The sequence below is a fragment of the Streptomyces sp. ALI-76-A genome (assembly GCF_030287445.1).
GTDB lineage: Bacteria > Actinomycetota > Actinomycetes > Streptomycetales > Streptomycetaceae > Streptomyces.
Window position 1 is genome coordinate 3,803,534 of the sequence record NZ_JASVWB010000002.1, and the last position, 18,831, is coordinate 3,822,364.

14 protein-coding genes and 1 pseudogene are annotated in these 18,831 nt (G+C 73.6%); 5 read left to right on the forward strand and 10 right to left on the reverse strand.

Annotation, left to right across the window (positions count from 1 at the left end; all coding sequences use genetic code 11):
* Nucleotides 1-48: 48 nt before the first annotated feature.
* The 5 genes and pseudogenes from QQS16_RS17845 to QQS16_RS17865 form a co-directional block, all read right to left on the reverse strand.
* Nucleotides 49-1,176, reverse strand: a complete 1,128-nt coding sequence (locus QQS16_RS17845; RefSeq protein ID WP_286062795.1) for an SIS domain-containing protein — start codon at nucleotides 1,174-1,176, stop codon at nucleotides 49-51.
* A gap of 61 nt (nucleotides 1,177-1,237) precedes the next feature.
* Nucleotides 1,238-1,408 carry a Trm112 family protein gene (locus tag QQS16_RS17850; protein WP_078936097.1) on the reverse strand — a complete coding sequence of 57 codons (171 nt, stop codon included), beginning with the start codon at nucleotides 1,406-1,408 and terminating at the stop codon, nucleotides 1,238-1,240.
* Nucleotides 1,409-1,853: 445 nt separating this feature from the next.
* Entirely contained in the window at nucleotides 1,854-3,218 is a 1,365-nt protein-coding gene (locus tag QQS16_RS17855; protein ID WP_286062797.1) for a phosphomannomutase/phosphoglucomutase, read from the reverse strand.
* Between the two features lie 228 nt (nucleotides 3,219-3,446).
* Nucleotides 3,447-3,905, reverse strand: a pseudogene (locus QQS16_RS17860) (L-lactate permease); the annotation flags it as partial.
* A 108-nt stretch (nucleotides 3,906-4,013) separates the two neighbouring features.
* Entirely contained in the window at nucleotides 4,014-4,439 is a 426-nt protein-coding gene (locus tag QQS16_RS17865; protein WP_286066363.1) for a DUF3499 domain-containing protein, read from the reverse strand.
* 292 nt (nucleotides 4,440-4,731) lie between these two features.
* Here QQS16_RS17865 and QQS16_RS17870 point away from each other — a divergent pair, with 292 nt between their 5' ends.
* Entirely contained in the window at nucleotides 4,732-5,181 is a 450-nt protein-coding gene (locus QQS16_RS17870; RefSeq protein WP_286066364.1) for a metallopeptidase family protein, read from the forward strand.
* Nucleotides 5,182-5,247: 66 nt separating this feature from the next.
* Here the strand turns inward: QQS16_RS17870 and QQS16_RS17875 are convergent, their stop codons facing one another.
* The 3 genes from QQS16_RS17875 to QQS16_RS17885 form a co-directional block, all read right to left on the reverse strand.
* Entirely contained in the window at nucleotides 5,248-6,747 is a 1,500-nt protein-coding gene (locus tag QQS16_RS17875; RefSeq protein WP_286062798.1) for a DUF5719 family protein, read from the reverse strand.
* Entirely contained in the window at nucleotides 6,744-10,427 is a 3,684-nt protein-coding gene (locus QQS16_RS17880; protein ID WP_286062800.1) for a glycosyltransferase family 2 protein, read from the reverse strand. The genes QQS16_RS17875 and QQS16_RS17880 overlap by 4 nt, the downstream gene beginning before the upstream one ends.
* Nucleotides 10,428-10,633: 206 nt before the next feature.
* The gene (locus QQS16_RS17885; RefSeq protein ID WP_286062801.1) at nucleotides 10,634-10,897 is read right to left on the reverse strand and encodes a WhiB family transcriptional regulator; all 264 of its coding nucleotides are present in this window, start codon (nucleotides 10,895-10,897) and stop codon (nucleotides 10,634-10,636) included.
* Between the two features lie 740 nt (nucleotides 10,898-11,637).
* Here QQS16_RS17885 and QQS16_RS17890 point away from each other — a divergent pair.
* From QQS16_RS17890 to QQS16_RS17905, 4 genes are all read left to right on the forward strand, one after another.
* On the forward strand, nucleotides 11,638-12,147 hold the full coding sequence (locus QQS16_RS17890; RefSeq protein ID WP_286062802.1) for a cysteine dioxygenase: 510 nt from the start codon (nucleotides 11,638-11,640) through the stop codon (nucleotides 12,145-12,147).
* Between the two features lie 33 nt (nucleotides 12,148-12,180).
* Complete coding sequence (gene cofD, locus QQS16_RS17895) at nucleotides 12,181-13,140, forward strand: 2-phospho-L-lactate transferase (protein ID WP_286062803.1); 960 nt, start codon at nucleotides 12,181-12,183, stop codon at nucleotides 13,138-13,140.
* Nucleotides 13,137-14,444: a coenzyme F420-0:L-glutamate ligase gene (locus QQS16_RS17900; RefSeq protein WP_286062805.1), complete on the forward strand. Its 1,308-nt coding sequence runs from the start codon at nucleotides 13,137-13,139 to the stop codon at nucleotides 14,442-14,444. The genes cofD and QQS16_RS17900 overlap by 4 nt, the downstream gene beginning before the upstream one ends.
* Nucleotides 14,445-14,620: 176 nt before the next feature.
* A complete protein-coding gene (locus QQS16_RS17905; protein WP_286062806.1) occupies nucleotides 14,621-15,625 on the forward strand; it encodes a DNA-3-methyladenine glycosylase family protein in 1,005 nt (334 codons plus the stop codon).
* Nucleotides 15,626-15,854: 229 nt separating this feature from the next.
* Here the strand turns inward: QQS16_RS17905 and manB are convergent, their stop codons facing one another.
* Both manB and QQS16_RS17915 read right to left on the reverse strand, forming a co-directional pair.
* Nucleotides 15,855-16,937, reverse strand: a complete 1,083-nt coding sequence (manB, locus tag QQS16_RS17910; RefSeq protein ID WP_286062808.1) for a mannose-1-phosphate guanylyltransferase — start codon at nucleotides 16,935-16,937, stop codon at nucleotides 15,855-15,857.
* Between the two features lie 229 nt (nucleotides 16,938-17,166).
* A complete protein-coding gene (locus QQS16_RS17915) occupies nucleotides 17,167-18,771 on the reverse strand; it encodes a peptidoglycan recognition protein family protein (RefSeq protein WP_286062809.1) in 1,605 nt (534 codons plus the stop codon).
* Between the last annotated feature and the right edge of the window lie 60 nt (nucleotides 18,772-18,831).

The following is an 18,831-nucleotide window of genomic DNA, read 5'->3' on the forward strand; positions in this document are numbered from 1 at the left end:
CTCAGCGGGCGCTGGTGGGAAGGCGCGCCCAGGAGGCCTGGGCCAAGGTCAGGCCCCTGAGGCGAGCGCCAGGTAAACGGCGGCGAAATCCGTCATGGCGATCAGTTCCGCGAGGGTCTCCAGTTCACCGCCGGGTTCCGGCTCCAGTTCGCTGATCGGCGTGTCGTGGCTGAGGGCCAGGTCACGGGCGGTGGGCGCGGCGGTGAGGCCGCCGAGGGGACGGTCGCGCAGCAGCACCACGCGCGCGTGCAGGGCGGGTGGTTCCTCCACACGGTCGCGGAAGAAGTCGTCGGGGTCGGCGCCGGCGGCCAGCGGGCCCGCGAGCAGGGCGCTGTGGGCGGCGAGTGCCTCGGGCAGTTCGGCGACGACCGCCGGTGTGCCGGAGAGCTCGGCGAGGGCGGCGGCGAAACGGCGGCCGGCGGGCCCCGCGGAGGTGCCCTCGGTCCAGATGACCGGGAGGGCGTCGGCCAGCTCGGCGGCCAGGGTCTTGGCCGGGTTGCTGTAGGTCGCGATGGCGGGGCCGCAGCGCTCGGCGATGCGGTCGAGCCGGTCGGCGACCTTCTCCAGGGCGTCGGGCGGGGCGGTGAGCACGCCGGTGCGGTCGAGCAGCGCGAGGAGCGGGGTGAGCAGCGCCCACAGGACTCCGGGAGCGGACGCGGCGAGGGGCTCCTCCACGTCGTACGGGGCGGTGGCCACCGGTACGAAGAGGCCGTGGGCGCCTTCCACGGACTCGGCGAGCGGGGTGTCGACGGGGGCGACGGCGGCGACCGTGCAGCCACGGCGGTAGGCGGCCTCGACGAGCAGGGACAGGCCGGGCTCCGTGCCGTCGGGGGTGGCGATCAGGAGCAGGTCGACGGAGCCGGTCCAGCCGGGCAGGTCCCAGCGCAGGGCGCCCGCGGCGGGGGCGACACCGGTGGGAGCCAGGCGGATCACGGGGCTGCCGGGGCCGGCGAGGGTGCCGAGGAGGTCGGCGGTGTGGGTGGCGGCGGCACCGGGGCCCGCGATGAGCACGGCGCGGGGGCGGCCGTCCGGCTTGAGGTCCTGCACACCGGCCTCGGCGGCGTGCCGCACGGCGGTGCGGACGCGGGCGCCGGCTTCGGCGGCGCCGCGGAGCAGGCCGCGGTGGTCGGCCTCCGTGAGTGCGTCGGGGGTGTCGAGCAGCGATTCGTTGAGCATGGGACGGCAGCCTCCGGTCGCCGGGTTCGTCGGATGCGCGGGTCTCCGGGTCGCCGGTCGCTCACGCGGGGCGGCGGGCCTCGTCGACGAGGAGAACGGGGATGCCGTCGCGCACGGGGTATGCCAGGCCGCAGTCCTGTCCGGTGCAGATCAGCTCGGTGTCCTGCTCCTCGAGGGGTGCGTGGCAGGCCGGGCAGGCGAGGATCTCCAGGAGGCCGGCTTCGAGCGGCATGGGGTGTCCCTTCGGGGCGGGTGAGCGTGCGCGTGCGTATGCGGATGTGCCTGGTCAGGGTACCGCCGGTGGGAGTGGGCCGCGGGGCGTTGCGCGGACGGGGTCGGCGAACGGTCGGCGTGGCGTGCGGGGCGTCGAGCGGACGGGGTCCGTGAACCGCCGACGCGGGTGCCCACCTCGGTGTTTCCGCCGACGTGGGTGCCCACCTCGGTGATTCCGCGACGTGTGTGAACAGCTCGGCCGCTTCGACCGCCGCCGGCGTGGGTGCCCACCTCGGTGTTTCCGCCCCGGCCACCCCGCGCCTCGGGCGCTCCTGCCGCCCCGGGTGCCCCTGCACCCCGGCCACCCCGGCCGGCTCTGCCGCCCCCGCCGCCCCCGCCGCCCCCGCCGCCCCGGCCGGAGAACCCGGCCTCGGTCGCGGGTGGTCCCAGCCTTGCACCCGCCCTCAGCCCCGGATGATCCCCAGCACCTCGTCCCGCACCTTGGCCATCGTGGGTTCGTCGCGCGCCTCCGCGTTCAGGCGGAGCAGGGGCTCCGTGTTGGAGGGGCGGACGTTGAACCACCAGTCCGTCGAGGACACCGTCAGGCCGTCGAGTTCGTCCAGCTCGATGCCCTCGCGGCCCTCGTACGCGGAGCGGACGGCCAGGAGGCGGCCCGTCTGGTCTGCGACCGTGGAGTTGATCTCGCCGGAGCCGGCGTAGCGGTCGTACTGGGCGACCAGGGCCGAGAGCGTGCCCTGCTGGCCGCCGAGGGCGGCGAGGACGTGGAGGGCGGCCAGCATGCCCGTGTCGGCGTTCCAGAAGTCCTTGAAGTAGTAGTGCGCGGAGTGCTCGCCGCCGAAGATCGCGCCGGTTCTCGCCATCTCGGCCTTGATGAAGGAGTGGCCCACGCGCGTGCGTACCGGCGTACCGCCCTGCTCCCTGACGACCTCCGGTACCGACCAGGAGGTGATCAGGTTGTGGATGACCGTGCCCTTGCCTCCGTGCCGGGCCAGTTCGCGGGAGGCCACCAGGGCGGTGACGGCGGACGGGGAGACCGGGTCGCCCTGCTGGTCGACGACGAAGCAGCGGTCGGCGTCGCCGTCGAAGGCGATGCCGAGGTCGGCGCCCTCCTCGCGGACGCGCTTCTGCAGGTCGACGAGGTTCGCCGGATCGAGCGGGTTGGCCTCGTGGTTGGGGAACGTGCCGTCCAGCTCGAAGTACATCGGGACGACGTCCAGCGGCAGGCCCGCGAAGACCGTCGGGACGGTGTGGCCGCCCATGCCGTTGCCGGCGTCGACGACGACCTTCAGAGGACGGATGGAGGTCAGGTCGACGAGGGAGCGGAGGTGGGCCGCGTACTCCTCCAACGTGTCCTGCCGGGTGAGCGTTCCCGGTGTCGCGGCCGGTGCGGGGGCGCCCGACTCGCTCCACCCCTCGACCAGTTCGCGGACCTGGGCGAGGCCTGTGTCCTGGCCGACCGGAGCGGCGCCCGCGCGGCACATCTTGATGCCGTTGTACTGGGCGGGGTTGTGCGAGGCCGTGAACATCGCGCCGGGCAGGTCCAGCGCGCCGGAGGCGTAGTAGAGCTGGTCGGTCGAGCACAGGCCGATCTCGGTGACGTCCACCCCGCGTGCGGCCGCCCCGCGCGCGAAGGCGCGCGACAGGCCCGGGGACGACGGTCGCATGTCGTGCCCGGTCACGATGGCGCGCGCGCCGGTCACCTGGACGAAGGCGGCCCCGAAGAGCTCGGCCAGCGACTCGTCCCACTGGTCGGGCACGACCCCGCGCACGTCGTACGCCTTTACGAGCTGTGAGAGATCAGCAGCCACGGCCAACCCTTCTGAAAAGTCCTGTGGTCACCACAAACTACCCGCACCCACGGACAGCGAGGGGTACGGAAGCCGACTGGACTTCCAGCCGTAACCTCAGGTCAGCAAGCGTCAGGGCGGCATCCGGCCCAGCACCGGCGCCCTCTGCCCGACCACCATCAGGCAACGGGCTGCCCGGAGAGGTTCATGACGTGGACCAGGGCCGCCAGGACTGACGTCACGGTCAGGATCGCGAACCTCAGCTCGTGCACCGTGGCGGCCTGCTCCCCGACCGGCACGCGCGCGTGCCCGCCGCGCGTGCGGTACGGCGACCAGGGCGCCGGCGCCGACCAAGGCCGCCCCGATGTCCGTGAGTTGCGCGGAGACGTCGTTCGGGGCGGAGAACCGCGCCACGGCGAAGGCGACTCCGCACACCGACTGGTGTGCCATCGCGCCGAAGGCGACCGGCGCGACGACCACCGCGCGCACCGGCTCGAAGCCCAGTGCCACGAGCATGACCGAGCAGATCGCGACCGGTGCGCCGAAGCCGGCGAGGGCCTCCAGGAGGGCACCGAAGCTGAAGGCGGCCACGAAAGCCTGGATGCGCGGGTCGTCGGACAGCAGCCCGAAGGAGCCGCGCGGGATGTCGAAGTGCCCGGTGCGGACCGTCACCCGGTAGAACCACAGGGCGTTGACGACGATCCACAGGGACGATCCAGAGAATGGGGAAGAGGCCCGTCAACGGGCGCCCGCGTCAGGCACGCCCCAGGCATGCGTCATTCGGTCACATCGGGTGGGACGGCAGGGACTTGGCCCTCAGTTGTCCGGCGAGCGGAGCACCCGCAGATGGCCGCGGCGCGCGACCTCCATCGGGTCCGCCCCACGCCCCATGGTCCCGCCGCCGACCGCGCGTTCCTGGGGGCGGGCCGCCTCCCGCACCGCGTTGGCAAGCGCTTCCAGGTCGTCGCCGCTGGGCCGGGCCGGAGCCGAACCGTCGAGGAGGCGGACGACCTCCCAGCCGCGCGGGGCGGTGAGGCGCTCGGAGTGCTCGGCGCACAGGTCGTAGCAGTGGGGTTCGGCGTAGGTGGCGAGCGGGCCGAGGACCGCGGTCGAGTCGGCGTAGACGTACGTCAGCGTCGCGACGGCGGGACGGCCGCAAGCGGTGCGCGAACAGCGACGTACAGGGCTCACGACGTTGGACGGTACCGCACTCTTGAGCGGGCCGCGACGACTCTCCCCCAGGTCGATCCACCGTGTCGGGGTGTGAAACGCCCCACACGCCCCGCCGGACACACGTCACTGACCTGCGCCGACGCCGGTTTTCGAGACCCCGAACGGTCCGGAGCCCGGTCACCACTCGGCACAAACCCCGTCAATCGGCCTGAGATCGGCGGTCTCGGAGGGATACGGAATCGAGCCCAACCTTGGCTGGAATGGTCAACTGCCGTCATGCGGGGCAGGGGTGCGGGCGCGGCCCGCGACGCCGCGTGGGCATCGGGCACCCGGGCCTGGCGGGGACTACGCTTCAGCGGTGATGGACAACCCCGTAACCCCCCGTGCCGCCGGCCCCGGGCCCCGCCGCCGTGATCGCCACGGGCGGGGCATGCGGGGTCCGATCGCGCCCCCGCAGGTACCGCTCGCCGCGAGCCGTGCGGAGGCGTTCGCGGATCTGGTGCAGGACTCCGTGGAACGGCTGGAGCGACGGTGGCCGCAGCTCGCTGACATCGATTTCCTGGTGCTGGAGGTACCTCGGCTCGACGGGCCGGGACAGGCCTGGAACGACGAGGCGGTACCCCTGGGCGGCACCATGCCCGCGCGGGAGGGACGGCGGGCCCGGGTGGTCGTCTACCGGCGGCCGGTGGAGATCCGTACGAAGGGACGCGACGAGCGGGCCGCGCTGGTGCACGAGATCGTCGTGGAGCAGGTCGCGGAGCTGCTGGGGCTGACTCCCGAGACGGTGGATCCCCGGTACGGCGAGGACTGACCGACCGTCCCGCCGTCCCGGGAGAGACCGCCACCCCGGAAGGACCGCCGTCCCGGGAAGGACGGTCTACTTCTGCAGCACCGACAGGTCCTCGTCCGCCTCCGGCACCGCCACCGTTCCCCGGTCGTACGCGAGCGTCTGGATCGTGAAGCCCGGGACGCCGTCCTCGGTGACCGCCAGGGTGCGGGCCGCGTGGACCGGGCCGCCGGAGACCGGCTCGACGGTCAGCGCGTACGTGCCCTTCAGGCCGCTGGGGACCGGGGCCTCGACGTCCTGGGTGGTGCCCGCCTTGATCGTGAACGTCTTCGACGCGGGTGTGCCGCCGCCGCTGCCCGCCGAGGCGGTGACCTTGACCTGGGCGGTGCGGCCCGTCGCGGTCAGGGAGAGCGTGGTGCCCTTGGAGCGGTTGTCAGCGGACGTCGCGCGTGCGCCGACCGGGGCGGTGGCCGGGATGAACGCCGTCTCCTGGTCGTCGCCCTTGCCGCGGACGACCCGCAGGGCGGCGACCACCGGCACGGACCGCTCGGTCGGGGTCAGGATCAGGGAGCCGGCCTCGCCGCGGGTGACGTCACCGAGGTCGACGGCCGTCGTCATGCCCGCCTTCACGTGCAGCGTCTCGTTCCCGGCGGGGGTGATCGATCCGGTCGGGGAGGCGAGACTCACCTTCAGGTCGGCGTCCGAGTCGCCGGGCGTGAAGGCGACCAGGCGCACGGCGGTGGCGTCCTTCGGGATGCCGGGCAGCACCAGGCTGCCCGCGGGGTCCGTGGAGGCGGCCAGCCAGTCCCCGCCGAGCCGGTCGTCCAGGGCCTGCACGGCGGCGGACACGCGCCCGCTGCGGACGTTCACGTGGACGGTGAGGTTCTCCTGCCTCTCGTCCGTGAGCGTGGACAGCAGGACCGGATCGCTGGAGTGCGGCTTGACCGTGATGCCCTCCCCCACCGTGCTCTTCAGGGCACCGTCCTTGCCGTAGAGCTCGATGTCGACGACGGCCGCGGAGTCGTCGGGGTTGGTCAGGTGCACGTAGTCGGTGCGGTCGGCGGCCGTGCTGACGCCGGGGAACCAGAACTCCGTGTCGGGGGCGGTGCAGTTGACGCCCTGGAGGCCACGGCCCGTGCCCGCGGCGACCTCGGTGGTCTCCTGAAGGGTCCAGCCGGGGGCGGACTGGCCCTCGGCGGTGCCGAGCAGCGCGGGCGTGTCGCCGCCGGAGACGTCTGCGGTGACCGGGGTGCCGGGCTTCTTCGGTGTGAGGACCGGCTTGTCGGCCTTCTTCTTCCCCTCGCCCTCGCCCTCGCCCTCGCCGTCCGACTGCCCGGTGACGGGCTGGAGTTCGGCCGTGCCGTCGCTCGCGGTGCCCTTGGTGACGGGCGTGAAGGACGTGTACGACGTCTCCGCGAGGTCGGAGAGGCTGGGCGCCGGGCACAGCAGGCTGGTGCGCTCCACGGGCAGTTCCGCGGCCGCCTTCGCGGTGTCGGTGCCGCCGGCTTCGGGGGTGGTGAGCACGGCGAAGGCGGTGACGGCGGCGAGCGCGGCCGTGCCGGCGAACAGGGACAGGGTGCTGCGGTTCACTGCTGACTCCCGTCGGGGCGCTGCTCACTGCCGTTGCCGTGCGGGGGCGGCGGCTGCTGCTCCGGGTCGTACGTGGGGTCGTACCCCTGGTCGTATCCCTGCGGCTGGTACTGCTGTTGGCCGTAACCCTGGTCGTAGGGCGTCTGCTGGGGCCGGCCGCCGTAGGCGTACGGGTCGTACTGGCCGCCCTGGTACGGGTCCGCCTGGTACGGCTGCTGGTCGTAACCGGCCTCCGGGTACTGCTGCTGGGCGCCCTGGTACTGCCCGTAGCCGTAGTCGGTGCCCGCGTGCTGGGGGGTGTCCCACTCGCCGTAGGCCTGCTGCTGCGGGACGGCGGCGGGGACGGGGGCCGGGGCTTCCTCCGCGGCAGGGGGCGGGAACTCGTCGGGCCGGCCGCCCTCCTCGGCCTCCGCCTGAGCGCGCAGACGGCGGGCTCGGCGGCCCTCGCCGGCGACGGCCTGGGCGGGGACGGCGGGCTCCTCGGGGAGGTCGTCGTCGACGTCCCGGCGGCGGCCCGGCAGGGCCAGCACGACCAGGACGACGGCGAGCGCGCCCTGGGCCCACAGCCAGGCGGTGTGGGCGAAGGGGGCCTCGAAGGTGACGTCCAGCCGGCCGCCGGAGGCGGGGAGCCGGAAGCCCTGGGCCCAGCCGTCGACCGTGGTACGGGAGAGCGGCTTGCCGTCCAGGGTGGCCGTCCAGCCCTCGGCGGCGGTGTCGGCGAGACGCAGGACGCGGCCGTCGGCGCCGGCCGGGATCGTGGTGTGGATGTCGACCGGGCCGGCGGCGACCGGCTGCGGGGTGCCGGACTCGGGGACGACGGTGGCGCGCGCGACCTGCTGGTCGACCCGCCACAGGGCGCTGCCGTCCTGCTGGCTGAGCCGCGTCAGGCCGGGCGTGGCGTCCAGGACGCGGGTGACCTCGCGGGGCGCGCCCCTGTGGACGAGCACGTAGCGCACGGCGAACTCGCCGAGCTGGTCGGCCTGGTCGGCGCCGGAGCCGGCCACGAGGTTGGCGACGACCTTGTCGAGTCTGCTGTTCTCGCCGTCGGCGGCGGCGAGTTCGGCGTCGCCGAGGCGGGCGCCGGAGCCGCGGACCAGCATGTAGCCGACGTGGGCGGCGGAGTCGCTGTCGAGGACGAGGGTGCGGGCCTGGTCGCGGGTGCCGCTCTCCTCGGCGACGAACGCGGGCACCTGCACGGGGTCGCGTCGCTCCAGCGGCCCGTCGGCGCCGGCGATCATCCAGCCCGCGGCGACCAGCAGGGGACCCGCGGCCGAGGCGAAGGCGATCAGCGCGGCGACGGGCTGGCGCCAGCCGAAGCTCTGCTCGGCCACCCGCGCGCGGGCTCCGTCGGCGCCGAGGACGGCGGCGGCCAGGAGGGCGAGGCCGTAGACGAGGGTGGCGGGGCCGGCCCAGGCGGAGGCGTTGGACAGGACCGCGAGAACGAGGCCGACGAGGGCGGCGGCCCAGGCCGTGCGGATGCCGAACTGCCGCTCGGAGCGCAGCAGGGCGGCGAGCGCGGCCAGCACGACTCCGACGAGCATCAGCCCGCTGACCGTGCCCGGGCCGCCGGGGCTCATGCCGAGCAGGTCGAGGGCGGAGGCCGCCGAGGTGCCGTACTCCAGGCCGGCTTCCTGGAAGAAGCCGGACGGGAGCAGGGACAGCGACCAGGGCGTGAGGACGAGCAGCGGGGTGCCGAGCTGGGCCAGGAACCGCAGGCCGTACGCGGTGATCTCGGCTCGGCGCACGACCAGCAGGCCGACGCCGAGGATCAGCGCGACGGGCCAGACGACCGGCGTGAACGCGGTGGTGACGGTCAGCAGGAGGGCGTACGCCCAGGTGGCGCGCCAGCTGCCGCGGGCGTCGGAGGTGTGGGCGAGGCCGCCGGCCGCGATGCCCGCGCGCGCGAGGAGCGGCAGCAGGACGGCGAGGACGGCGGTGCCGAGGCGGCCGCCGGCGAGGGCGCCGGTGACGGCGGGCAAAAAGGCGTAGACGACGGCGGCCCACGCGCGCAGCAGGCGCGACTCCACGAGCGGGCGGGAGGCGAAGTACGCGGTGAAGCCGGCCAGTGGGACCGAACCGACCAACAGGAGGGTGACCGCGAGGCCGGTCGAGCCGAACAGCGCGGACCCGAGCATCGCGAGGAGGGCGAGGTACGGCGGCGCGGACGAGATGCCGCCGGCGCCCACCGTGTGCCAGGCGTCCAGGTAGCGCGACCACAGGTCACCGGAGTCGGCCGGGGCGGGCAGCAGGGCGCCGCCCGCGAGCGCGCCGCCGCCGAGGAGGGCGCGGCAGGCGACCAGGGAGACGAGGAGCAGCGCCAGGAAGAGCACCGGGCCGGGCTTGCGGGCGACGCGCTTCAGGCGGGCGAACTGCTCGACCTCCAGGAAGTCGGCGTCGTCACCGCCGGGCCCGGACTCGAGCCCGCCGCCGTGCCGTCCGGCGCCGGAGGCGGCCTCGGGGTCGGAGCTGCCGAAGAGGTCTCCCGCGGCCTGCTCGAAGGTGGCGCGGATCGTCGCGCCCGGCGGCGGGAACAGCGGCCGCATCTCGGCCTTGTCGACGGCCGGACGGCCGCGCTTGCGGCGCCCGGCGAGGATCCGCTCGGGCCGCAGCAGGGTGCCCAGCAGTCCGCGGATCTCGTCGACGGCCTGTCCGGGGACCTTGCCGACCAAGTAGGCGACGGTCCGCAGCAGGGTGCCGACGACGAGCCGCAGCAGCACCCAGGGCAGGACCGCGGTGCGTGTGTTGACGAGCAGGGTGTAGACGGCGCCGGCCTTGTCGACCTTGTGCGGGGAGGCGGTGGTGCGGCCCGCGCAGTCCACGGCGCGGCGCTCGCGCGAAGCCGCCTCGGCGTGCCGTACGACGGCTTCCGGGGCGATCAGGACGCGGTAGCCGGCCGCGTGGGCACGCCAGCACAGGTCGACGTCGTCACGCATCAGGGGGAGCCGGCGGTCGAAGCCGCCGAGCTGTTCGAACACGTCGCGGCGGATCAGCATGCCGGCGGTGGAGACGGACAGCACGGACCGGACGTGGTCGTGCTGGCCCTGGTCCTGTTCGCGGCGGTCCAGGCCGGTCCAGCGGCGGCCGGAGTGGGCGATGGTGACGCCGACCTCCAGCAGCTGACGCCGGTCGTACCAGCCGCGGAGCTTGGGGCCCACCACGGCGACGTCGTCCCGGCCCAGTCCGTACTCGTTGTCCACCACCCGCAGCAGCTGGGCCAGGGCGTCGGGGTCGGGGGCACAGTCGTCGTGGAGCAGCCACAGCCACTGCACCGGCTCTCCGTGCGGAAGCTCGGGCAGGTCGTAGGTGTCGTCGCGCCAGGTGCGCGTGACCGGGTCCCAGCCGCTCGGCCGCTTCAGGTACGGCAGCTCTTCCGGCGTGAGCACGGGGGCGGTGCGGTCCGCCTCCTCGACGGCCTGGCCGAAGCCGGTACGCCGGGCCAGATGCAGCACCCGGTCGGCGCCGAGGGCGTCGGTGACCAACTGGGCGGAGTCGTCCGCGCTGCCGGTGTCGGCGCCCAGGGCGAACTGCACGGGGCGCTCCTGGCCGAGCAGCCCGGCGAGCGCGTCGGGCAGCCAGCGGGCTCCGTCGTGGGAGACGAGGACCGCGGTCACCACGTGACGCGGGAACTCAGGTGTGGCAGCGGTGTCTTGCTGGGCTGCCGAGTGGCTGTGCACGGACATCGAGGTACGGGCCCCGGTTCGGTGGACTGCGGTGGACGCCTGTGCCCCGACAGGGCGGCGAGGCGTCTCGGACGAGCGCCCACACTATCGGCTGGGCATGCCGGCGGCCCGCCGCCTGTGGACAACCACCTGCGACGGGCCGCTCGGGAAGGTGTGGAGGCGCGGGTGCTCGTCCTCCGGGGCGGGTGGCCGGCGGACCAGGGCCGTCAGACCGCGGCCTTCTTCAGCCGGCGCCGCTCGCGCTCGGACAGGCCGCCCCAGATGCCGAAGCGTTCGTCGTGGGCGAGGGCGTACTCGAGGCACTCGGAGCGGACCTCACAGGCGAGGCAGACCTTCTTGGCCTCTCTCGTGGATCCGCCCTTCTCGGGGAAGAAGGACTCGGGGTCGGTCTGGGCGCACAGCGCGCGCTCCTGCCAGCCGAGTTCCTCGTCCGCGTCGTCGACCAGCAGTTGCTGCACCGTCTCGGTCATGTGCGCCCCTCGTCCGTCTACTCGCGTCCCCGTGCTGCGGCCGTTACCGATTTCGGCTGAACGACACGAGTGAAATTACAAGTGTGCTGCTCCGGGCGAGTCAAGCCGAGATCTGCTATTGGGTCCCTTATTCACTCTGCGGAACCAAGGCCTTGCGGAAAGTGTTCAAATCGGCATAAACCTTGACAAGCGGACAGGGCCCGAGAGAACCCCCCAGCCGCGCGGTGCCCTTCCGGCCCCGTACGGAGAAGGACGCCCAGAACCCGGATCCCGTTCCGACGCGTCGCGTCGATGCGAACCGGATCACAGTCGGATCACGAGATCGCATCGAGGTGTGCGCCCGGATGAGCGCCATGTGTCCCGGGTGACGCCTGAACAAACCTTTCACCTGACGGTTGAACCGGATGAGGTGAAACATGTCCCACTTGCCGGGTGCCGAGTTGACAGTGAAGGTGTGAGCCGATGTCCTTGTGGGCATGCTCGCGAACTTGGCACTCACCTCGACCCGCTCGGCCGGGTCCCTCGGTGCTGCCCATGCTCGCTGTAGCTGTTGTTGCTGTCCCAGCTGTTGAGCCGACGCGCTCCAGTTGCGCTCGAGTCCCACCGCGACTCGGCTGCTGTCTCCTTGCACCCCACCAGGGTCGAGCCCTTGACCGGGCCTGTCTCCCGTCCGTGATCCGGGCGGACGGTACGCGACACCCAGCCAGCCCCCACTCTTCCGCCGAGGAACCCAGCACCCCATGAACAGCGACAGCGACCTCCAGATCGCCGGCGACATCCTCGAAGTCCCGCACCTGCTCCAGCCCCCGCGCGAGCATCCGGCCACCGTCGCCGAGTTCGCCGGCCTGGCCCGTTCCCTGGCCGCCGACCGCGCCCAGTGGCAGCACCTGGTCCGTTACGACGCGACGACCCGCTGGTACCACCGGCTGCGTACCGGTCCCGGTTACGAGGTGTGGCTGCTGTCCTGGGTCCCCGGGCAGGGCAGCGGACCGCACGACCACGGCCGTTCCTCCGGTGTCCTGACCGTCCTGGAGGGCACGTTGACCGAGCGGACCGATCGCGGAACGCGCGCGCTGGGGGCGGGCGCGCAGCGGGTGTTCGCGCCGGGGTACGTGCACGAGGTGGTCAACGACGCCCTGGAGCCGGCCGTCAGCCTGCACATCTACTACCCGGGGCTGACCGAGATGCCGATGCGCACCGCCTGCACGGCCTCCGCACCCTCCGCGGACGTGGACGCCGTGACCGCCTGACACGTTGTCGTACCCGCCTGCAAGACTTGGGCCATGCGCATTGTGGTTCTGGCAGGCGGCATCGGTGGTGCCCGGTTCCTGCGCGGTCTGAAGCAGGCCGCGCCGGACGCGGACGTCACGGTCATCGGCAACACCGGGGACGACATCCACCTCTTCGGGCTGAAGGTCTGCCCGGACCTCGACACGGTGATGTACACGCTCGGCGGCGGCATCAACGAGGAGCAGGGCTGGGGGCGGGCCGACGAGACGTTCCACCTCAAGGAGGAACTCGCGGCCTACGGCGTGGGGCCCGAATGGTTCGGGCTGGGCGACCGGGACTTCGCCACGCACATCGTGCGGACCCAGATGATCAGCGCGGGGTATCCGCTGAGCGCGGTGACCGAGGCGCTGTGCGACCGGTGGCGGCCGGGCGTACGGCTGATCCCGATGACGGACGACCGGGTCGAGACCCATGTCGCGGTCGAGGTCGACGGGGAGCGCAAGGCCATCCACTTCCAGGAGTACTGGGTGCGGCTGCGGGCCTCCGTGCCGGCCGAGGCGATCGTGCCGGTCGGGGCGGAGCAGTCCAAGCCGGCGCCGGGCGTTCTGGAGGCCGTCGCGGAGGCGGACGTCGTGCTCTTCCCGCCCTCCAACCCCGTCGTCTCCATCGGCACGATCCTCGCCGTGCCCGGCATCCGCGAGGCGATCGCGGACGCCGGGGTGCCGGTGGTGGGCCTGTCCCCCATCGTGGGGGACGCGCCCGTGCGCGGGATGGCCGACAAGGTGCTCGCGGCCCTCGGCGTGGAGTCGACGGCCGCGGCGGTCGCCGAGCACTACGGCTCGGGGCTGCTGGACGGCTGGCTGGTCGACACCGTGGACGCGGGTGTGGTGGAGCGCGTGGAGGCCGCCGGCATCAGGTGCCGGGCCGTACCGCTGATGATGACCGACCTCGACGCGTCCGCGCAGATGGCGCGGGAGGCCCTGACGCTGGCGGAGGAGGTGCGGGCGCTGTGAGCGGTGCCGCCGACGGCTACCGGGTCTGGGCCGTGCCGGGGATCCCCGAGGTGCAGCGGGGCGACGACCTCGCCAAGCTGATCGCCGCCGCCGAGCCGGCGCTGGCCGACGGGGACGTCGTCCTGGTCACCTCGAAGATCGTGTCCAAGGCGGAGGGCCGGATCGTCCGGGCGTCCGACCGGGAAGCGGCGATCGACGCCGAGACGGTACGGGTCGTGGCGCGGCGCGGGGCGCTCAGGATCGTCGAGAACCGGCAGGGGCTCGTCATGGCCGCCGCCGGGGTCGACGCCTCCAACACCCCCTCCGGGACGGTGCTGTTGCTGCCCGAGGACCCGGACGCGTCCGCGCGGACGATCCGGGACGGCCTGCGGGACGCCCTCGGCGTCGACGTCGGCGTGGTCGTCACCGACACGTTCGGGCGGCCCTGGCGCGCCGGGCTGACGGACGTGGCGATCGGCGCCGCCGGTGTGCGGGTGCTCGACGACCTGCGCGGGGGCACGGACGCGCACGGCCAGCCGCTCAGCGCGACGGTCGTGGCCACGGCGGACGAGCTGGCCGCCGCCGGTGACCTGGTGAAGGGCAAGTCCGCCGGGCTGCCCGTCGCCGTGGTGCGCGGGCTGCCGCAGATGGTGGCCGGGGAGCACGGCGAGGGCGCCCGCGCCATGGTGCGCGGCGCGCGCGACGACATGTTCCGGCTGGGCACCTCGGAGGCGATACGGGCGGCGGTGACCCAGCGGCGTACGGTACGGGCCTTCACGGACGAGCCGGTCGACCCGGGAGCCGTCCGACGGGCCGTGGCCGCGGCCGTGACGGCGCCGGCCCCGCACCACACGACGCCGTGGCGGTTCGTACTGCTGGAGTCGCCGGAGTCGCGGACCCGGTTGCTGGACGCCATGCGCGAGGCGTGGATCGCCGATCTGCGGCGGGACGGCAAGAGCGAGGAGTCCATCGCCAGGCGGGTGCGGCGCGGAGAGGTGCTGCGGGGCGCGCCGTATCTCGTCGTGCCGTGTCTCGTCATGGACGGCTCGCACACGTACGGCGACGCGCGGCGGGACGGGGCCGAGCGGGAGATGTTCGTGGTCGCCGCGGGAGCCGGTGTACAGAACTTCCTGGTCGCGCTGGCCGGGGAGCGGCTGGGGTCGGCGTGGGTGTCGTCCACGATGTTCTGCCGGGACGTGGTGCGCCGGGTGCTGGAGCTGCCGCCGGACTGGGATCCGATGGGGGCGGTGGCGGTCGGGCATCCCGCGGAGGAGCCGCGGGCGCGGCCGGAGCGGGACGCGGAGGCGTTCGTCGAGGTGCGGTGACGCGCGTCCTCCGCGCCGGTTGTCGTGATCCGCGTCCGCAGCGTCGGTTGTCGTGATCCGCGTCCTCCGCGTCGAGGTGCCCGGTGGACGTGGGTTCGGCCGGGGTGTGTCGGTGCGGGTCGGGCTGCGCCTACCCTCGTAGGACTTCTCCCTCTCGAATCCCTGGGGCCTCACTCGTGGCAGGACGGTTCTCCCCGCGGCCCACGCGTACGACCGTGCGCGGTGGGGAGGTCGTCGTGCCCGCCGCGCGCCGGGAGGCGCCGGTGGCCGCGGGGCGGGTGCGTACGTGGGTGCCGGACGGGCCGCTCGATCTCGGGCTGGTGCTCGGGCCGCTGCGGCGCGGGCCGGTGGATCCGACGTTCCGGGCGATGCCGGACGGGTCGGTGTGGCGGGCCAGTCTCACCCCTGCCGGGCCGGGGACGCTGCGGGTCGCGGCGGCCGGTGGCGCGGTGCGCGGGGAGGCGTGGGGGCCGGGGGCGGAGTGGCTGCTGGAGCAGTTGCCGGGGATGCTGGGCGCCCATGACGATCCGTCCGCGTTCACGCCTCGGCACCGGGTGGTGGCGATGGCCCGGCATCGGCGGCCGGGGCTGCGGCTGACGCGGACCGGACTGGTGCTGGAGTCGCTGATCCCGTCCATCCTTGAGCAGAAGGTCACCACCGACGAGGCGTACCGGGCGTGGCGGTCGCTGGTACGGAAGTTCGGGGAGCCGGCGCCGGGGCCCGCGGCGGGCGGGCGGCTGTGGGTGATGCCCCCGCCGCGGACGTGGGCGCTGATCCCGTCGTGGGAGTGGCATCGGGCGGGGGTCGACAACAAGCGGGCGTCGACGATCCTGCGGGCGGTGCGGGTGGCGGGACGGCTGGAGGAAGCGGTGCGCATGGAGCCGGGCGCGGCGCGGGCCCGCCTGGAGGTGGTGCCGGGGATCGGGCCGTGGACGTCGGCGGAGGTCGTGCAGCGCAGCCATGGGGCGGCGGACGCGGTGACCACCGGGGATCTGCATCTGCCGGGGATCGTGGGGTGGGCGCTGGCTGGGGATCGGGACGCGGACGACGCGGTGATGCTGGAGTTGCTGGAGCCGTATTCCGGGCAGCGGCACCGGGCCGCTCGGCTGATCCTGCTCAGCGGGAAGGTGCCGGCTCGGCGGGCGCCGCGGATGCCTCGGGGGGACATCGGGCGGCTGTGAGATGACGGGCCGTGGGGGCCGCCGCCCCCACACCCCCGCTTCGGCCCTGCACCGCCCTCGTCCTCAAACGCCGGACAGGCTGACTTTCCTGGGCCCTACCGGACAATGCGCCCTCAAGCGCCGGACAGGCAGGGTTTGCCGGCCCGTACCCGGCAGCGTGTCCTCAAACGCCGGACCGGCTGACCTGCTGGGCCGTTTCGGGCCGGCGGAGAGGGGCTGCGGAGAGGCGTTACTGATCCGAGGAGAAGCGCACCGCTCCCGCCGGGATGCGGGCGCCGCACCAGACGCGCATGCCCTCGCGCAGTTCGTTGTCGGCGCCGATGACCGCGCCGTCGCCGATGACCGTGCCGCTGAGGACGGAGCGCTCGCCGACGCGGGCGCGGGTCCCGATCAGGGAGTCGGTGATGACCACGCCGGGTTCGATGACGGCACCGGGCAGGATCGTCGAACCGAAGACCCGGGCGCCCTCCGCGACGAAGGCGCCCTCGCCGACCACCGTGCCGCCCGTGAGTTTGGCGTCGGGCGCCACCGTGGCCGTCGGGAGGATCAGGCGGTCACCGCAGAGGCCGGGGACCGCGGGCGACGGGGCCCGGCCCAGGACCAGGTCGGCGGAGCCGCGGACGAAGGCCGCCGGGGTGCCGAGGTCCAGCCAGTACGTCGAGTCGACCATGCCCTGCAGGTGGGCCCCGGCTGCCAGCAGGTCCGGGAACGTCTCGCGTTCCACCGACACGGGGCGGCCCGCCGGGATGGTGTCGATCACCGAGCGGCGGAAGACGTACGCCCCCGCGTTGATCTGGTCGGTGACGATCTCCTCGGGGGTCTGCGGTTTCTCCAGGAACGCCAGGACCCTGCCCGTGTCGTCCGTGGGGACCAGACCGTAGGCGCGCGGGTCCGTGACCTTCGTGAGGTGGAGGGAGACGTCCGCGCCCGTCCGCCCGTGGGTGTCCACCAGCGCCCTGATGTCCAGGCCGGTGAGGATGTCACCGTTGAAGATCAGGACCGGGTCGTCGGGGCCCGAGTGGAGGCGGGAGGCGACGTTGCGGATCGCGCCGCCCGTGCCGAGCGGCTCCTCCTCCGTCACGTACTCGATGTGCAGGCCCAGCGACGAGCCGTCGCCGAAGTACGGCTCGAAGACCTCGGCCAGGTAGGAGGTGGCGAGCACGATGTGGTCGACGCCCGCCGCTCTCGCCCGGGCCAGCTGGTGCGTGAGGAAGGGGACCCCGGCAGCGCGGACCATGGGCTTCGGCGTGTGCACCGTGAGCGGGCGCAGCCGGGTGCCCTTGCCGCCGACCAGGAGGATCGCTTCTGTCACCTGTCGTCTCCGCTTCCTGCCGGGACCGGCCGAACTCTCTTTCGGCCGGCCAGTGTATGCAGACCGGTGTGCGACGCCTTGGACGGCCGTGCGGCATGCAGCCTCGTGCCACCCGACAGCGACGGACGTGTCCTCCGGACAGCGGTCGAACGGACAGACTCCTCCGCGTCCCGGACGGTTCCCGGCCCGCCCGGACGGTTGCCGAGCCCCCTGGGCCCCGGCCCGGGTCCTAGCGCCCCTGGTAGCGGGCCGCGGTCGTGCGGGCCGAGCCGAGCTTGCGGTAGAGCTGCCAGCCGGGGCACGCCGTGGCGAAGCCGTCCCGATGACCGGAGATCACGTTCAGTCGCACATTCTTGCCCTTCCGGTAGAGATTGCCACCGCCGGACTTCAGGTATGTCTTCCCGCGCGGATTGGCGCCGTAGAGGCCGAGTTTCCACGCGGTGAGCCGGGCGACGGCCTTCACCGCGGCGCCGGGCGGCTTGGCGGAGCCGAACGTGCCGAGGACGGCGATGCCCATGCTGTTGGAGTTGAACCCGAGGGTGTGCGCGCCCAGGACCGGCTTCGCCACGCCCCCCGCCCGCCCCTCGTAGATCTTTCCGCACTTGTCGACGAGGAAGTTGTAGCCGATGTCGCGCCAGCCCATGCTCTTGACGTGGTAGCGGTAGATACCACGGATGACGGAGGGCGCCTGCGCGCAGCGGTATCCGTTGCCGGAGGCCGTGTGGTGGACGAAGGCCGCCTTGACCTTCTTCGTGTACACGAACTTCCGTTCCCGCAGCGTCTCGTTCGCGCCCCAGCCGCGCCGCGTGACGATGCCCGGACGCGGTCCGATGTACGGCTTCACACGCCGCGTCTGCGACAACTCGCCGACGCGCAGGGCGGACAGTTCCCGCTCCGTCGCACCCCGGCCGAGCGCGGGGATCTCGGTGGCGCCGAGGGGGGCCGACAGTTCGGCGTTGACGACGGAGGCGTCCATGACGTTCATGGCATCCATGGCGGCGAGGGCCTTGGCCTTGGCCGGGTCGGCGGTGGGGGCGAGGTTCCGGACGGTGGTCTCGTGGACGACGGTGTCCTGGGGGGCGGTGTCCTGGGGAGCGGTGTCGGCGCGGGGGGCCGGGGGTTCCTCGCCGGGGTCGACGAGTTCGAGGCGCAGGCCGGTGGGAAGGGGGGAGGCCGCCGTCGCCGTATGAGACCCCGAGGTGGTCCGGGCGGTCCGGGTGGTCTCCTCGGCGGCGGGCGTTCGGGTTTCGCCGTCCGCCCGGACGCGTACCTCCACGCCGTCCGAGTCACCCACCCACAGCGGGGCCGTGGCACCGCGCACGCGCCCCGAGGAGCGCTCGGCCGTGTCCGGGTCGGCCGCGTGTTCGGTGTTGTGCGTCTCGACGTCCTGCCAGCCGGACCAGGCGCCCGTGTCGGCGGCGCGGGTACGGACCTGGACACGGCCGTGGAGTTCGGCGTCCGGGTCGTCCCAGACCACGCCGACGAGCGAGAAGCGCCGTACGTCCCGGCGGGACAGGCCCTGTTCACCGGCGGGCCCGAGGGCGCGGTCGCTCACGAGCGGCCTCAGCGGCAGCGACTGGGTGCTGCCGGACACCTCCGCGGGCCGCGCCGGTCTCGCGGTCGTCCGAGCCGTGCCGGCCGTGACCGTACGAGCCTTGGCCGTACGGGTCGTAGCCGGATGGATCGTGGCCGGATGGATCGTGGCCGGGTGGGCCGCCACGGCTGCCGCGTTCACCGGGGCCGGAGTGTTCGCGGCGGCCGCGGGCGGGGTCAGCGGAAGGGCCAGGGCGGCCGCGCAGGTGACACCGATCGAGGAAACAAGGAATCCACGCATGCCCCCGATCTTGGACATAGTCATACATATCTGTCCATCGGGGAATTGACGGGCCGTCGG

What these genes read in the sequence shown, in the direction of transcription:
- QQS16_RS17845 (WP_286062795.1), bottom strand. Translation starts at nt 1,176, where the DNA reads ATGCTCAACGAATCGCTGCTCGACACCCCCGACGCACTCACGGAGGCC.
- QQS16_RS17850 (WP_078936097.1), bottom strand. Translation starts at nt 1,408, where the DNA reads ATGCCGCTCGAAGCCGGCCTCCTGGAGATCCTCGCCTGCCCGGCCTGC.
- QQS16_RS17870 (WP_286066364.1), top strand. Translation starts at nt 4,732, where the DNA reads ATGGACAACCCCGTAACCCCCCGTGCCGCCGGCCCCGGGCCCCGCCGC.
- QQS16_RS17880 (WP_286062800.1), bottom strand. Translation starts at nt 10,427, where the DNA reads ATGTCCGTGCACAGCCACTCGGCAGCCCAGCAAGACACCGCTGCCACA.
- QQS16_RS17885 (WP_286062801.1), bottom strand. Translation starts at nt 10,897, where the DNA reads ATGACCGAGACGGTGCAGCAACTGCTGGTCGACGACGCGGACGAGGAA.
- QQS16_RS17890 (WP_286062802.1), top strand. Translation starts at nt 11,638, where the DNA reads ATGAACAGCGACAGCGACCTCCAGATCGCCGGCGACATCCTCGAAGTC.
- cofD (WP_286062803.1), top strand. Translation starts at nt 12,181, where the DNA reads ATGCGCATTGTGGTTCTGGCAGGCGGCATCGGTGGTGCCCGGTTCCTG.
- QQS16_RS17915 (WP_286062809.1), bottom strand. Translation starts at nt 18,771, where the DNA reads ATGCGTGGATTCCTTGTTTCCTCGATCGGTGTCACCTGCGCGGCCGCC.